Genomic DNA, 14,317 nt, shown 5'->3' on the forward strand with positions numbered 1-14,317 from the left:
AGTGAAACTTCCCGGCCGTGTCAGTAACTCGCTGCGGACATTACTGACACGGATCAACCCGAGGGTAGATACAACCGGCTTCACATCAGGGCCGGCAATCGCGTAAAGTAATAGTCTGTCTTAATCCGGGTGGGCGGCCGGTCCGTAAAGAGAACACCGTCCACTACAGTCAACAGCGACTCCCGAAGGGCCGGAATCCAAGCCCCGGAGCGCCTGAATCAGGAAAAGGTAATGAGCGGAAATATCGTTAATGTCACCGACGCTTCCTTCGAGCAGGATGTACTGAAGTCCGACGTTCCGGTACTGGTAGACTACTGGGCCGAGTGGTGTGGCCCGTGCAAAATGATTGCTCCGGTTCTGGAAGAAATCGCTGACGAATACGAAGGCAAGCTTAAGGTCTGCAAACTCAACATCGACGAAAACGAACAGACCCCGCCCAAGTTCAACATCCGTGGTATCCCGACCCTGATGCTGTTCAAGAACGGCAACGTGGATGCCACCAAAGTAGGCGCGCTGTCCAAATCGCAGCTGGCTGCCTTCCTCGACAGCAACCTCTGATCCGCTGTTGAAGGAAACCGCCCCTGAACAACGCTTCACGGGCGGTTTTTTTATGCCATGACCCGACCCGACAGAATCATCGGCCTGCTCCTGGCAGGCGGCAAAGGCACCCGCATGGGCGGCCAGGACAAAGGCCTCGTACCCTGGCAAGGCAAAGCCATGGCCGAATGGGTGCTGCAGGCCCTTAGGACCATCACCCCGGCCGTCTTCGTCAGCGCCAACCGCTCGCTGCCGGACTACGAACGCCTGGCTCCCGGCCGTATCCTTGAGGATCCTCCTGAACTACGCGACCAGGGCCCTCTGGCGGGCCTGCTCACGGGCCTGAAAGCCGCGGAAACTCAGGGTGCCGAAGCTGTGCTGGTCTGCCCCTGTGATACCCCGGGAATCACCCCGGGAACCCTCAGCGCCTTGGTCACCGCCTGGCAAACCCAACCCGACCGCCCGGCTATTGCCGAACATAACGGCCGCCTGCACCCGTTGCACGGTGTGTATCCGGTAAATGTAATGGTGGAGCTGGACCGCTGGCTGGCGTTGGACAACCGCCGGGTGATGGGATTTGCCGAATCGGTGGGGGCGGTTGCGGTTAATTGTCCTGAAACCGACGAAGTATTCGAAAACCGGAACAGTTTGAAGGATCTGGAGCATTAACGGATTATGTAGGGCGTTGGGCTGGTGAGCCTTCCGAAAATGTTCGTAGCCATGGATGGCGGAGACAAGCTTACAGGGAAGTACTTGCAGCGGTTTTCGGAAGGCTCACCAGCTCGGCGACCGGGCGGCAAATTCAAACGTAAGTCTTACGACCAGCCCTGACTCCGGGCAACATCAGACTCTTTCTGCTCCACCCAATGCTCACCCTCGCGGGTAATCTCCTTCTTCCAGAATGGCGCCGACGTTTTCAACGCGTCCATAATGAACTCACAGGCCGCAAACGCATCGCCCCGGTGGGCACCGCACACCCCTACAAACACAATCTGGTCCGCCAGCGCCAACTGCCCGACCCGGTGAATCACCCGGGCCCGCTGCACATCCCAGCGCCGGCCCGCCTCATCAATCAGCCCCTGAATCACCTGCTCGGTCATTCCCGGATAATGCTCGAGAAACAGCCCCGTCACCCCGGACAGATCCCCGGAATCCCTCACCAGACCCGAGAAGGTCACAATGGCCCCGGTGCCCGGTCCGGTCCCGCGAAGCGCCTCATATTCTGCACCCGCATCGAAATCGTCGGTCTGGATTGAAATCATCTCAACCTCCGGTGACCGGTGGGAAAAAGGCTACCTCATCCCCTGGCTGTACCGGGCTGGACGGCTTTGCCATGGACTGATTGATGGCCGCCATCACCGGTTGGCCACCGGTCAGCTGGGCCCAGGCACCGCCCCGGCTGGCCAGGTGGGTAAGCAGGTCCGCGACCGTCTGGTGCTCTGATGCCGGCAGGGTCAGGCTTTCGGTACCCAGCTCTTCTCTTAGTCGGGCGAAAAAACGCACGGTCAGTGTTGGTTCTGTCATCGTTAACTCAGTAATTCGGTGAACGGATAGTATGTAATCAAATCGCCGGCGCGGATGGCCGTGTGTTCCGGCACCACAGCCAGGCCGTCGCCCCAGCAGGCGGAACTCAGGACGCCGGAGCTCTGGTTGGGGTAGGCGACAACCTCCAGACCCGCTGCTGAACCCTGCTTCCGGGCCCGTACAAACTCGCGGCGGACAGATGTGGAGGTTACGTCAAACCCAGCGGGCAGAGATTCGCCCACGGGAAGGAGGTCCTGCCGGCCCTGGCGTTTGCGAATGTAAGGCATCGCCACCACCAGAAAAGTGACCAGGACCGCTGCCGGATTGCCCGGCAAACCGAGTACCGGTATGCCTGCCACTTCGCCAAACGCCAGTGGTTTGCCGGGCTTGATTGCCATGCGCCAAAGTGACAGCTTGCCGGATTTCTCCAGTACCGCGCGAACGTGGTCCTCCTCACCGACCGATACGCCGCCGCTGGTGATGATCAGGTCGGCCTTGGCAGCAGCAGACTCGAGCGTGCTGCGGGTGGCTTCCCGGGTATCTTCAAGGGTTTCGCACAGAACCAGCTCGCAGCCAGCCTCGGCCAACAGGCCCATGAGGGTAAATCGGTTGGTGTTGTATATCTGGCCAGAATCAAGTGGCTGGCCCGGCTCCACCAGTTCATCACCGGTGGTCAATACCGCGACTCTTAGCCGGCCCATGACCGGAACCTGGCTGATTCCCATGGAGGCCAGCAGGCCCATTTCCTGGGGGCGAATGCGCTTGCCCTTCGCCAGCGCCAGATCGCCCCGGGCAAGATCCTGGCCCTGCCTGCGAATGTTCTGGCCCTCTGAAACCTCGGCCTGGATCAGAATCATGTCGTCGGTGCGTTCCACCCGTTCCTGCATCACGACCGCATCGGCCCCTTCGGGAATCTCGGAGCCGGTAAAAATCCGTGCCGCTGTGCCGGGTGCCAGTGTTCCGGGGGCAACGCCGGCCGGGATTCTGGCGGATACGGACATCGGTTTGCCGGCGGCGACATCGGCCAGACATACCGCATAGCCGTCCACGGCGCTGTTATCCGCTGGCGGCACATCCGCGGGAACATACTGGTTCTCCGCCAGAACCCGGCCGAGGCTGTCCGTTAAGGCAACGGCTTCGGTCCGGGTGATGGCCGGCGCCCGGTCAAGAATATGTTGCAGTGCATCGTCAACCGATGTCAGATCGTTAGCCACCATGTGTCCTCCTGTTTATCGCTCGGCACGCTGGCCAATCACTTCCTGAACCCGCTGGTAGGGGCGGTCCGGCTTGCGCAGGGCCAGAGCAGAGAAGTTACAGGGGCCATGGCGACTGTCCAGTTGGGTTGCCAGAATGCCGTTCCAGCCGGTTCGGCAAGCCCCGGTTGAGCCGGGCAGGCAGAAAATAACCGTATGGTTGGCCAGGCCGCCAAAGGCCCGGGACTGGATGGTGGAGGTGCCGATTTCAGACGCGGACAGTCGCCGGAACTCCTCACCAAATCCGTCGATGGTTTTATCCAGCAGGGGCGCTACCGCCTCCGGCGTACTGTCACGTTCGTGGAAGCCGGTGCCGCCGGTAATAATGGCGGCGTGAATCTCCGGATCAGCAATCCATTGTGACATCAGGGCCCGGACCAGGTAGATGTCATCCGGCAGGATGCGGCGGGCCACCAGCCGGTGACCGGCCTCGACAACACTGTCCTCAAGAAACTGGCCAGACGTGTCTTCATCCGGGCCTCGGGTGTCCGAGACGGTCAGAAGGGCGATGTTCAGGGGCTTCAGTTCGCTGGTGCGATCACTGCTCATGGGGTAGGCTCCGGAAGTCTGTCATCAATCATAGGCTCAGTATCCTGATCTGCTGCGTGGTTGGGAAGGGAGTAACCCATCAGAGGGAGCCCCAGAACGAGTGAACCCCATGCCAAAAACCGGCTTAATTTTGTTCAGGGGCTTGACATTCGCGCTAAAGGTGGCCGATGATGCCGTTGCCCGGCGAACAGTTGTTCCCACTCTCTGGCTTCGGCATTTAATATCCGGCTTCCATCTACACCGGTTGCTCCATCTGCCAGCACCTTTGTTTCATTTTTGATTCGATCAACACGTTCAGGGGCGCCCCTGTCATTCCAACAGTCGTTTACTTCCATTCCTGAAAATCCAACAAACTATGAATCTTACTGAACTCAAGCAGAAATCCGTGCCCGAATTGCTCGATATCGCGCAAGAAATGGGCCTCGACAACCTGGCTCGTTCGCGCAAACAGGATGTGATCTTCACCATCCTGAAAAAACACGCCAAAAGCGGCGAAGACATATACGGTGACGGTGTACTGGAGATTCTGCAGGATGGTTTCGGCTTCCTCCGCTCCGCCGATGCCTCATACCTGGCCGGGCCGGACGATATTTACGTTTCCCCCAGCCAGATCCGCCGGTTCAACCTGCGCACCGGTGACACCATCTCGGGCAAGATCCGGCCCCCGAAAGACGGTGAGCGTTACTTTGCCCTGCTGAAAGTCAACGAGATCAACTTTGACAAGCCGGATAACGCCCGCAACAAGATTCTGTTCGAGAACCTGACGCCGCTGTTCCCGGATGAGCGTCTGACGCTTGAAGCTGGTAACGGCAGCACTGAGGATCTCTCCTCACGGGTTCTGGACCTGGTGGCGCCCATTGGTAAGGGGCAGCGAGGCCTGATCGTATCCCCGCCCAAGGCCGGTAAGACGCTGCTGATGCAGAGCATTGCCCAGTCCATCACCCGTAACAATCCAGAGTGCCATGTAATGGTTCTGCTGATTGACGAGCGGCCAGAGGAAGTGACCGAGATGCAGCGCACTGTGCGCGGCGAAGTCATCGCCTCCACTTTTGACGAGCCGCCGGCCCGTCACGTGCAGGTGGCCGAGATGGTGATCGAAAAGGCCAAGCGCCTGGTCGAGCACAAGAAAGATGTGGTTATTCTGCTGGACTCCATAACCCGTCTGGCCCGTGCCTACAATACGGTCATTCCTTCCTCCGGTAAGGTGTTGACCGGTGGTGTTGATGCCCACGCCCTGGAAAAGCCCAAGCGTTTCTTCGGTGCTGCCCGTAATGTGGAAGAAGGTGGCAGCCTGACCATTCTTGCGACCGCGCTGGTGAATACCGGTTCCAAGATGGACGAGGTGATCTACGAGGAGTTCAAGGGCACCGGCAACATGGAGATCCATCTGGATCGCAAGATTGCCGAAAAACGGACATACCCGGCCATCAACATCCGCAGCTCCGGCACTCGCCGCGAAGACCTGTTGATGTCCGAAGCCGACATCCAGCGTGTGTGGATTCTGCGCAAACTACTGCACTCCATGGACGACGATACCGCCGCCATCGAGTTCCTGCTGGATAAACTCAGGGACACCAAGACCAACGACGAGTTCTTCCAGTCCATGAAGCGTCGGTGATACTGACTCCGATTTCCGACCGGCGGGCATTCTTATGGAATGTCCGGCTGGTCGGGGCGGATTCCCTCCCCAGCATTCAAGCTGCTCAGGCCAATACCTGAACTCAGGTCTGAATCCAGACCAGAAAAAACTCCGTAGTACCGTAGACCAGAAACGGAGCACACCATGAAATACAACGACCTTCGGGACTTTGTCAGCCAGCTGGAAAAGCTGGGTGAGCTCAAGCGCATTACTGCCGAAGTTGACCCCCACCTGGAAATGACCGAAATCTGCGACCGCACCCTGCGTGCCGGTGGTCCGGCGTTGTTGTTCGAGAATCCGAAAGGCTACGATATGCCGGTGTTGGCCAACCTGTTCGGAACACCGAAACGGGTGGCACTGGGCATGGGGCAGGACGATGTGGCAGCGTTGCGGGAGATTGGCAAGCTGCTGGCGTTTCTGAAAGAGCCGGATCCCCCCAAGGGCTTCAAGGACGCCATTGAAAAACTGCCATTATTCCGGCAGGTCATGCGCATGAGCCCCAAGGTGTTGCGCTCGGCACCCTGCCAGGATGTAGTGATTGAAAAAGACAAGGTGGATCTGTACCAGATACCGGTCCAGCACTGCTGGCCGGGTGACGCCGGTCCTCTGGTGACCTGGCCGCTGGTGATTACCCGTGGCCCCAACAAGGAACGTCAGAACCTGGGTATCTACCGGCAGCAGGTGATTGGTCGTAACCGTCTGATTATGCGCTGGCTCAGCCATCGGGGGGGCGCCCTGGATTACCAGGAGTTCCGTAAGGCCAACCCGGACAAGCCCTATCCGGTTGCGGTCGCACTGGGTGCTGATCCGGCCACCATTCTGGGTGCCGTTACCCCGGTGCCGGATACGCTGTCTGAATATGCTTTTGCAGGATTGCTGCGAGGGAGTCGAACGGAACTGGTGAATGCGGGCCTGAGCGATCTTCAGGTACCGGCCAGTGCCGAGATTGTACTGGAAGGCTTTATCTACCCGGACGATATGGCGCCGGAAGGGCCGTTTGGTGATCACACCGGGTATTACAACGAAGTGGATCAGTTCCCGGTGTTTACCGTGGAACGCATTACCCACCGCCGGGATCCGATCTATCACAGCACCTATACTGGCCGGCCACCGGACGAGCCGGCGATTCTCGGAGTGGCGCTGAACGAGGTGTTCATTCCAATCCTGCAGAAGCAGTTTCCGGAAATTGTCGATTTCTATCTGCCGCCGGAAGGCTGTTCCTACCGGCTTGCCGTCGTCACCATGAAGAAGCAGTATCCCGGCCATGCCAAACGGGTGATGATGGGGGTATGGTCATTTCTGCGGCAATTCATGTACACCAAGTTTGTGATTGTCACCGATGACGACGTCAATGCCCGTAACTGGGAAGACGTGATCTGGGCCATTACTACGCGGATGGATCCGGCCCGGGACACCACCCTGGTGGAAAACACCCCGATTGACTATCTGGACTTTGCCTCGCCGGTGTCTGGGCTCGGCTCGAAGATGGGGATGGACGCCACCAACAAGTGGCCCGGAGAGACCGACCGGGAGTGGGGCACTGCCATCGCCATGACCGATGAGGTTAAACAGCGGGTGGATGACATCTGGGACAGCCTGGGGATTGAAATTCCCGGTGCCCGCCCCGACTGACAAGGGGGCAGAGAGTGTTTCGGATACGCCTGCAGCCATCGGGGCTTGGTTATGGTGCGGATCAGGCTGAAGACCTGTTGTCTGCAGCGACCGCAGCCGGAATACGGGTGCCGGCAGCCTGCCGAAACGGCGTGTGCGAAATCTGTGAGGCCCGGTTGCTGAAAGGTCGGGCGCTGAATACCCGAAATCAACATTCTATCGCGGTTGGCGAGCCACTGATGATGTGTCGGACACGGCCGCTCGCCGACCTTGAACTGGAGATACCCGCCGTTATGGCATCAGGAAATTACCAGCCCCGCCAGTACCAGGCGAAGGTAATCGACGTACGTTCCATCAGTCACGATGTGTACCGGGTGGCCTTGCAGCTTCCCCGGCGGAGGGATGTGGCTTTCCATGCCGGGCAGTATCTGTCGGTGATTCTGCCCGGAGCTGACCCCTGCTATTTCTCGATTGCCAGCAGCCCCTCAGCAGAGCAGATCGAACTGCACATCCAGGCGTCGCCCGACTGGATCTCGGCCCAGAAAGTCATCGATGCGCTGACTTCCGGCCAGGATGTGACGGTGGAACTGCCCCATGGCAAGGCCTGCCTGGCCAGTATGCCGGACAAACCCCTGCTGCTGGTGGCGGCAGGTACCGGTTTTGCCCAGATGAAAAGCCTGGTGGATTACCTGCGGGAAACCCGTTACCAGAAGCCAGTCAAACTGTTCTGGGGCGTGCGCAAGCACGAGGACATGTACCTGCGTTCTCTCGCGCAGCAGTGGCAGGAGGAGTGGGCGCCGTTCAGCTTTTTGCCGGTGGTGGGAGACGATGAAGACAATGACTGGGGCGGTCACCACGACCAACTGGTCAGGGCTGTGCTGGCTTCAGGGTTCGATTGGCAGGACGTGGAAGTTCATGCCAGTGGCTCGCCCACCATGGTGTATACCCTGATGGATGCGCTGGTGGAGGCTGGCCTTCCGGAGCAGGCCTTTTTCTCGGATGTTCTGGAGTATGCTCCCCGCAGCTGACAGTTTCAGTGGGCGCTATCAACAAGGGCCGGCAATTTGCCGGCCCTTGTTGTTTGTCTGAATCAAAGACTGCGAAGTCTCAGGCCCGGGGCATGGGCAGGTCGGGCAGGCCATGGTCGGTTTCCAGCCCCTGCATCAGCAGCTTGATGCTGGCTTCTTCCTCGCCCATATGGGCATTCAGCCGGCTCAGCTCCGCGAGGGTTTCACGATTACGGCGTAATTTCAGACTGGTTTCAAAGTACTCCCGTGCTTTTCCCCACAGCTCATTACGCAGGCTGAGCCGGCCCAGTGCCAGCAACAGCTCGGGGTTGTTGGTGCGATGTTTCAGCCACTGTTCGGCAATCAATAGCTGTTCCTCCGGATCCTGACCCTGAATCCGGCCATACAGGTTGATCAGCTCGTCGCTCCAGTGGTTACGCAGTACCTTTCTCAGCAGCGTTTCTGCCTGGGCCTCATCACCCAGTCCCGCCAGCAGTCGGGCGTAGTCGCGGATGGTGTACTCATCCCGGCGCACAAAGCCCGGCAGTTCGTCCCACAGGCGAGTCAGCGGTTCCAGGCTGGCTTCGGGGTTTTCCTTGCGGCTGCGTTGGCATTCCTCGGCGGCCTGTTCCAGCAGGTTTTGCCAGACCTGACGTTCCAGCTCGTTCAGTTCGCTCTCTGGCACCACGCTGCGCTTGCGCAGTTCCGGAATAAGACGGGACAGCTCGCGCCAGTCCTCCAGACGCAGATAGGCGTTCTTCAGCAGCTTGAGGACAAACGGGTGATGTGGAGATTCCTTGCGTAGGCGCAGCAGGGTCGCCAAAGCCTGCTCGGGCCGGTTGCCGGCCAGTTGCAGCTGGGCCTGGGTCAACCCCACCGCCATGCTGGAGCCAGGTGTGCTTTCAAAGGCCTTGCGCAGCAGTTCATCGACCGCTTCATGGTCGCCGGACTCGAACGCGGCCTGGGCCGCCGCGAGATAGTTGATCAGGGGGGTATCGGCATGGCTGGCGGAGCTGGTCAGCAGTTTGCGGGCGCGGGGCCAGTTGCCTTCGGCCAGAGCCAGGAGGCCTCGTGTGGTCCGGCGCCGGGCCCGGCGCTCATTACCGCGGGCAATCCAACCCGCCATCACACCGGTGCCCTGGCGGAAGCGGCGCACCGTGTTGATGAGGGTGACGGTCAGCAGGATGATCACCAGAATCAGCCCCAACCCGACCCAGAAATTGGTTTCAATCAGGTAGTTGCCCAGGCTGATGCGGATATAGCCCAGGTCGTAGGTCAACCCCAGGGAAAGCCCGGTGCCCACCAGAAGGGCAAGCAGCAGGATCAGCAATACGCGGATCATGACTCATCGCCCCCGTTGGCCGCCTTGCTGTCGGCATCGTTGTCGCCTGTGGCCAGGCGCCCCGCCAACCGCTCCTTCAGCAGGCTCAGGGACTGGCTGATATCCGGCAGTTCGGGGTCTACGTTGCGCTCGGCCAGTTCGTTCAGGGTCTCGTTGAGCCCGCGAATGGCCGGGTTGGTGCCGTCATACCAGTCGTTGATGGTGGTGATGGCCTTGTTCAGAGCGCGTTCATACAGTGGCTGATTGCCCCGCAAGACCGCCATTTCAGCTTCTTCCAGCATCAGTTGCAGGTTGAGACGGGCCCAGGCGCTCTGGTCCGGAGACAACAGGGGTTTTACCGGTTCGTCCATCCGGCGGATCACAACGACTTCCTTGAGGGTGCCCAGGAACCGGTTCCAGCCTCTGGTGAACATGTTGCTGCCGTCAGACGGCGCATTCTGGTCTTCGACCATGTCGAATCCCGGCGCCTGATCACTGATCAGGGCCTGGTCGGTGAGATCGTTGACGCTGGCGATGGCAGCCTCCAGTCTCAGGTATAGCCCGGTGCGGTCGACACCCTGAATGCCTCTCAAGGACTGGATTTCCCGTGCCAGTTGCTGGCGTACCGGATAAACCCCGATATCGTCGGATTCCCGCAACACCTCGTCGGCCGATTCCAAGGCGGACAGTGAACCGCGGATGTCTTTTTCAATCAGCAGGCGCTGGTTGGCAATACGCAGCAGATATTCGGCTTCCGCCAGCAGCCAGTCGGTGCGGGTGCGGTTGCCGGCTTCCAGCAATTCGCGGGCGGTGTGATCGATCTGGCGTTGCTGGGTGGCAATCAGCTCCCGCTGTTCCGCCACGCGGTTTTCCAGTGCCTGAAGCCGCTCGCTCTGTTCGCTGCCGCGGTTGCCGTAAAGGCTTTCCAGCTGGTTGGTATCCTGCCGGAGGTCCTGAACCACCTGCAGGGTGGCCTGGTGCTTCTGCCACTGTTGCCAGTTCCAGAGCCCAAGGGCAATCGCCAGAATCAGCGCGAGAACCGCCACAATCCACACTGGCCACAAGCGTGGGCGTTCTGGCCTGGCGGGTTGTACGGGAGCGGGGAGTTGTTTTGTTGTTTCAGTCACGGGCATCCTTACTTGGTTATCCGTTGTCACCGGCCTCCTGCGACAGGCAGGAAGCAACACTGATGACCAGGTCGTCATCGTTCAGGCTACCGGGCACCAGTGGCTTGCGGAAGCCCAGCGCGCGCGCCTGTTCCGCTACACGCTCCGCAGGTACTACGATTATGTCGGGCGTCAGAGCCAATTGGTATCTGTGGCCCAGCTCCACCAGATTGTTCAGGGTTTCGCCGGAAAGCGCAATCACCACCTCGGGGTGGAAGTCGGCAACCAGAGCCTTCACCTGTTTTGCAGAATAGTACGGCAGCACGCGCCGGTACAGGGGCAGGGTGGTAATCCGTGCGCCCCGTTGCGCCAGGGTCTCACGAATCAGTTCCCGGCCATGCTCGCCCCGAGCCAGCAGAACTTTCTCTCCGTCAACGCGCTGCAGTGATGGCAGCGCCAGCAACGCTTCGCTGGTCCAGCCTTCGGCGGGCATTCTCGGTTTCAGGTCATGTTCGCGAAAGACCGCGGCGGTGCCGGCGCCCACTCCGTACCATTGCAGGCCGGCGGGAAGTTGAGGCCACCAGTGGTCGATTTCCTCCATCAGCCGGCGGGCGGCATAGGGGCTGACCGCGATGATGTGGGAAAAGTTGTCCAGCTGCTGCAGGATGCCGCGCTGCTCCGGGGTTTCCGGTAAAGGCTCGCGCGCCATCATCGGCATCACCCGGGCATCGGCACCGGCCTTACGAAAGGCCTCGGCGAGGCGGCTGGCTTCGGGCTCGGGCCGGCAGATCAATACACGCCGGCCCTGGAGTTCAGACGGTTGCTGAAACTCAGCGCGGGGTGTGGCCATAGATTTCAGCCAGCACCTTGTCGGCCCCCATGGACAGCAGCTGTTCAGCCAGTTCACGGCCCAGGCGTTCACCTTCGGCGCGCGGGGCACGGCCTTCCACCCGGAAAATCTGGGTACCATCGACTGCGCCAACCAGGCCCCGCAGCCACAGGGTGTTATCGTCTTCCAGCAGGGCATAGGCGGCAATGGGCACCTGGCAACCGCCTTCAAGGCGACGGTTCAGCGCCCGCTCAGCGCTGACGCGGTCCCAGGTGTCGGTGTGATTGAGCGGGTCAATCAGCTCCAGAAGTTCCGTGTCACCGACCCGGCATTCGATGCCCAAAGCACCCTGGCCAACGGCTGGCAGGGAAAACGTGTCTGGCAGACAGTAACGGATACGGTCGTGGAAGCCGAGACGCTTCAGGCCGGAGCTGGCCAGTACAATGGCGTCGTATTCACCGGCATCGAGTTTCGCCAACCGGGTATTCACGTTGCCACGCAGTACCTTGATCTGAAGATCCGGGCGGTTGGCCCGCAGTTGGGCTTCCCGACGCAGGCTGGCGGTGCCTACTACCGCGCCCTCAGGCAGCTGGTCGATGTGTTCATACTGATTGCTGACGAAGGCATCGGTGGGGTCTTCACGCTCGCAAATGGCGACCAGCCCCAGGCCCTCGGGGAATTCCATGGGCACGTCTTTCATGGAATGCACGGCCAGATCGGCACGGCCGTCCAGCATGGCTTCTTCGAGTTCCTTCACGAACAGGCCCTTGCCGCCGATCTTGGCCAGGGGGACGTCCAGGATCTTGTCGCCCTGGGTCTTTATCTTGATCAGTTCAACGTCAACGTTGTCATGCAGCCTTTCCAGCTCGGCCTTGATGAATTCCGCCTGCCACAGCGCCAGTGCGCTGCTGCGGGTTGCAATGCGAAGGGTACGTTTGGACATGTCACTCACTGTCGTTCGGGAAAATGTGCCCCAAGGTTACCTTGTGGCAGAAAAAAAGTCCCGCGGTGAACCCCCGCCTACCCCCTCAGGGGGAGGGTTGGTGTTCGTGTAACCATTGGCGGACCGTACTGGCATGGCGGCGGCTGACCGGCAGCAGGGTGGCATTGCCTTTCAGTGCCAGCTGATTCTGGCCATCGGACGACCGCCGCAGCCCCTGGATAAAGCGCACGCCAACCAGTGTGTGTCGGTGGATGCGCAGAAGGTGATCCGGGTAAGCCTGCTCCAGTTCTTTCAGGGTGTAGTCGCACACTGTCTCGCCGTGGCTGTGGTGCAGGGTCACGTACTTCTGGTCGGCCTCACAGTAGTACAGATCTGCCAGGTCGATCAGTTCGGTACCTCGGTGCGTGCGCACCGCCAGTTGGTCGTTACCGGCATCGGTACTTTGCGCCAGGGCTTGCCTCTGTACCCGGTTCAGCTTGCCGGCCCGGGCCAGGGCATCGGCCAGCGCCTCACGCCGGACCGGTTTGAGCAGATAGGCGACGGCGCGAACCTCGAACGCCTGGATGGCATAGTGGTCATAGGCGGTGCAAAAAATCACTGCGGGCGGATTCTGGAGCTTGCTGAGCTGGTCGGCTGCCTCCATGCCATCCATGCCGGGCATGCGGATGTCCAGCAGCAGGATGTCCGGTTCCAGTTCGGCCACTTTGCGCAAGGTGTCGTTGCCATCCACCGCTTCGCCACAAACCCGGTAATCCGGCAGGGCTTCCAGCAGGCGCTGAATGCGCTGGCGGGCGAGAGGTTCGTCATCGGCAATCAGTACGCGTTTGCTGTCTTCGATATTCATGGCCTGTTTCGTGACTGACGGTTGCTGGTATTGATGCTGCGCCGGGGCAGGCGAAGAGTGACGGTGTAGGTATTGCCCTGGCGGCTGTGTTTGAGCACGGCCGGTTCGCCAAACAGTGCCTGTAGTCTGGCCTGGGTGTTACTCAGGGCAACGCGGTTGCCCTGGTGCTGGCGTTCCGTAGATTCCGGCGCGGGATTCTGCACCAGAAGGTAGACAAAGTGATCCTTGGCCGATACTTCGACCCGGACGACACCGCCTTTCGGCCGCGGCTGGATGCCGTGATAGATGGCATTTTCCACCAGCGGCTGCAGTGTCAGGGGTGGTATTACCTGTTGCCCAAGCCCGGGTTGAATATCCCACTCCAGCTGCAGGCGTTCCCCCAGTCTCAGAGACTCAATCGCCAGGTAGCGCTGGCACAGTTCCAACTCACGGTTCAGGGGAATGAGTTGGTCGTCGGTGCGCAGGCTGGCCCGGAACAGTTCCGACAGATCCAGCACTGCTTCTTCCGCCTGCTCCGGATTGGTGGCAATCAGGCTGGCAATGGTGTTCATGCTGTTAAACAGAAAGTGTGGCTGGATCCGGGCCTGCAAGGAGGTCAGCCGGGCCTGCATTTCCGCCTCACGCTGTTGCTGCCACTGGTGCTGAAGGTAAAAATAACGCAGCACCATCAGGACAATCAGCAGTGCCAGTAACAGCTTCTTGGCAATGCCCTGCCAGAGCGCCACGCCCGGCTGCGGGTGCAATACGCTGTCGGCAAACAGGCTGAACGCCAGTACGTCCAGCAAGACAATGGCGGCGATGGTCATCGTGGCGCGGCTGTTGCTCATGCGGGCCAGGCGGGGGCGCAACAGACAGATCAGTGCGGCGCTGGTGAGGGTGGTCCATTGCACGAACAGGGACAGCAGACCGAAGTAGTTCCAGTCGATCCAGCTGTTCTGTGCCTGCACGATGGCCAGCACCAGAACCAGCAGTTCGCTGGTAATCAACAGCATGAACACGGCCCGCACACGACACAGATCGGGCACGTAGAAGCTGTCGGTGTCCTTGTGGTTCATGCCTTTGTCGGGTTTCAGGGGAGTCTCCTTAACCGGGGCCGGAATGCTATACTGCCGCAACTTTTAACTTATCCATTGCCGGCATGATGATGCCGGGCT

At 60.1% G+C, this 14,317-nt stretch carries 15 protein-coding genes; 5 read left to right on the plus strand and 10 right to left on the minus strand.

Annotated elements, in window-relative coordinates; translation table 11 throughout:
• The first annotated feature begins 231 nt into the window (after positions 1 to 231).
• Together trxA and mobA are read left to right on the plus strand one after the other, a co-directional pair.
• Positions 232 to 558, plus strand: a complete 327-nt coding sequence (gene trxA / locus JIF53_RS14465) for a thioredoxin TrxA (protein WP_014420340.1) — start codon at positions 232 to 234, stop codon at positions 556 to 558.
• Between the two features lie 57 nt (positions 559 to 615).
• Positions 616 to 1,206: a molybdenum cofactor guanylyltransferase MobA gene (mobA, locus tag JIF53_RS14470; protein WP_199453050.1), complete on the plus strand. Its 591-nt coding sequence runs from the start codon at positions 616 to 618 to the stop codon at positions 1,204 to 1,206.
• Positions 1,207 to 1,352: 146 nt separating this feature from the next.
• Here mobA and JIF53_RS14475 read toward each other — a convergent pair whose 3' ends face one another.
• From JIF53_RS14475 to moaB, 4 genes are read right to left on the minus strand one after another with little or no spacing between them, the layout of a single operon-like run.
• Positions 1,353 to 1,799 carry a molybdenum cofactor biosynthesis protein MoaE gene (locus JIF53_RS14475; protein ID WP_199453052.1) on the minus strand — a complete coding sequence of 149 codons (447 nt, stop codon included), beginning with the start codon at positions 1,797 to 1,799 and terminating at the stop codon, positions 1,353 to 1,355.
• 1 nt (position 1,800) lies between these two features.
• Positions 1,801 to 2,061, minus strand: a complete 261-nt coding sequence (gene moaD / locus JIF53_RS14480) for a molybdopterin converting factor subunit 1 (RefSeq protein WP_023008381.1) — start codon at positions 2,059 to 2,061, stop codon at positions 1,801 to 1,803.
• A gap of 2 nt (positions 2,062 to 2,063) precedes the next feature.
• Positions 2,064 to 3,278 carry a gephyrin-like molybdotransferase Glp gene (gene glp / locus JIF53_RS14485; RefSeq protein WP_022992120.1) on the minus strand — a complete coding sequence of 405 codons (1,215 nt, stop codon included), beginning with the start codon at positions 3,276 to 3,278 and terminating at the stop codon, positions 2,064 to 2,066.
• Positions 3,279 to 3,290: 12 nt separating this feature from the next.
• Positions 3,291 to 3,863 carry a molybdenum cofactor biosynthesis protein B gene (gene moaB / locus JIF53_RS14490; RefSeq protein WP_011784025.1) on the minus strand — a complete coding sequence of 191 codons (573 nt, stop codon included), beginning with the start codon at positions 3,861 to 3,863 and terminating at the stop codon, positions 3,291 to 3,293.
• Between the two features lie 355 nt (positions 3,864 to 4,218).
• Between moaB and rho the strand changes: the two genes are divergently transcribed.
• The 3 genes from rho to JIF53_RS14505 all read left to right on the plus strand — a co-directional run bounded on the left by rho (position 4,219) and on the right by JIF53_RS14505 (position 8,141).
• Positions 4,219 to 5,481, plus strand: a complete 1,263-nt coding sequence (gene rho, locus JIF53_RS14495; RefSeq protein WP_023011768.1) for a transcription termination factor Rho — start codon at positions 4,219 to 4,221, stop codon at positions 5,479 to 5,481.
• A 165-nt stretch (positions 5,482 to 5,646) separates the two neighbouring features.
• The gene (gene ubiD, locus JIF53_RS14500) at positions 5,647 to 7,134 is read left to right on the plus strand and encodes a 4-hydroxy-3-polyprenylbenzoate decarboxylase (protein ID WP_011784027.1); all 1,488 of its coding nucleotides are present in this window, start codon (positions 5,647 to 5,649) and stop codon (positions 7,132 to 7,134) included.
• Positions 7,135 to 7,148: 14 nt separating this feature from the next.
• A complete protein-coding gene (locus JIF53_RS14505; protein WP_183580081.1) occupies positions 7,149 to 8,141 on the plus strand; it encodes a CDP-6-deoxy-delta-3,4-glucoseen reductase in 993 nt (330 codons plus the stop codon).
• A 79-nt stretch (positions 8,142 to 8,220) separates the two neighbouring features.
• Here JIF53_RS14505 and JIF53_RS14510 read toward each other — a convergent pair whose 3' ends face one another.
• The 6 genes from JIF53_RS14510 to JIF53_RS14535 form a co-directional block, all read right to left on the minus strand.
• The gene (locus JIF53_RS14510; RefSeq protein WP_023008378.1) at positions 8,221 to 9,462 is read right to left on the minus strand and encodes a heme biosynthesis HemY N-terminal domain-containing protein; all 1,242 of its coding nucleotides are present in this window, start codon (positions 9,460 to 9,462) and stop codon (positions 8,221 to 8,223) included.
• Complete coding sequence (locus JIF53_RS14515; protein WP_206769614.1) at positions 9,459 to 10,574, minus strand: uroporphyrinogen-III C-methyltransferase; 1,116 nt, start codon at positions 10,572 to 10,574, stop codon at positions 9,459 to 9,461. The genes JIF53_RS14510 and JIF53_RS14515 overlap by 4 nt, the downstream gene beginning before the upstream one ends.
• 10 nt (positions 10,575 to 10,584) lie before the next feature.
• The gene (locus tag JIF53_RS14520) at positions 10,585 to 11,397 is read right to left on the minus strand and encodes a uroporphyrinogen-III synthase (protein ID WP_199453054.1); all 813 of its coding nucleotides are present in this window, start codon (positions 11,395 to 11,397) and stop codon (positions 10,585 to 10,587) included.
• On the minus strand, positions 11,378 to 12,319 hold the full coding sequence (gene hemC / locus JIF53_RS14525) for a hydroxymethylbilane synthase (protein WP_011784032.1): 942 nt from the start codon (positions 12,317 to 12,319) through the stop codon (positions 11,378 to 11,380). The genes JIF53_RS14520 and hemC overlap by 20 nt, the downstream gene beginning before the upstream one ends.
• Positions 12,320 to 12,404: 85 nt before the next feature.
• Positions 12,405 to 13,163: a LytR/AlgR family response regulator transcription factor gene (locus JIF53_RS14530; protein WP_014420353.1), complete on the minus strand. Its 759-nt coding sequence runs from the start codon at positions 13,161 to 13,163 to the stop codon at positions 12,405 to 12,407.
• On the minus strand, positions 13,160 to 14,278 hold the full coding sequence (locus JIF53_RS14535; RefSeq protein WP_416234186.1) for a sensor histidine kinase: 1,119 nt from the start codon (positions 14,276 to 14,278) through the stop codon (positions 13,160 to 13,162). The genes JIF53_RS14530 and JIF53_RS14535 overlap by 4 nt, the downstream gene beginning before the upstream one ends.
• Positions 14,279 to 14,317 lie beyond the last annotated feature (39 nt).

The organism is Marinobacter sp. bablab_jr008 (assembly GCF_016464145.1).
In the GTDB taxonomy this organism is placed as follows: Bacteria; Pseudomonadota; Gammaproteobacteria; order Pseudomonadales; family Oleiphilaceae; genus Marinobacter; species Marinobacter nauticus.

Coding starts and splice junctions, on each gene's coding strand:
- moaB (WP_011784025.1), bottom strand. CDS start 3,863: ATGAGCAGTGATCGCACCAGCGAACTGAAGCCCCTGAACATCGCCCTT.
- JIF53_RS14530 (WP_014420353.1), bottom strand. CDS start 13,163: ATGAATATCGAAGACAGCAAACGCGTACTGATTGCCGATGACGAACCT.
- glp (WP_022992120.1), bottom strand. CDS start 3,278: ATGGTGGCTAACGATCTGACATCGGTTGACGATGCACTGCAACATATT.
- JIF53_RS14475 (WP_199453052.1), bottom strand. CDS start 1,799: ATGATTTCAATCCAGACCGACGATTTCGATGCGGGTGCAGAATATGAG.
- JIF53_RS14510 (WP_023008378.1), bottom strand. CDS start 9,462: ATGATCCGCGTATTGCTGATCCTGCTGCTTGCCCTTCTGGTGGGCACC.
- ubiD (WP_011784027.1), top strand. CDS start 5,647: ATGAAATACAACGACCTTCGGGACTTTGTCAGCCAGCTGGAAAAGCTG.
- hemC (WP_011784032.1), bottom strand. CDS start 12,319: ATGTCCAAACGTACCCTTCGCATTGCAACCCGCAGCAGCGCACTGGCG.
- rho (WP_023011768.1), top strand. CDS start 4,219: ATGAATCTTACTGAACTCAAGCAGAAATCCGTGCCCGAATTGCTCGAT.
- JIF53_RS14515 (WP_206769614.1), bottom strand. CDS start 10,574: ATGCCCGTGACTGAAACAACAAAACAACTCCCCGCTCCCGTACAACCC.
- JIF53_RS14520 (WP_199453054.1), bottom strand. CDS start 11,397: ATGGCCACACCCCGCGCTGAGTTTCAGCAACCGTCTGAACTCCAGGGC.
- moaD (WP_023008381.1), bottom strand. CDS start 2,061: ATGACAGAACCAACACTGACCGTGCGTTTTTTCGCCCGACTAAGAGAA.
- mobA (WP_199453050.1), top strand. CDS start 616: ATGACCCGACCCGACAGAATCATCGGCCTGCTCCTGGCAGGCGGCAAA.
- trxA (WP_014420340.1), top strand. CDS start 232: ATGAGCGGAAATATCGTTAATGTCACCGACGCTTCCTTCGAGCAGGAT.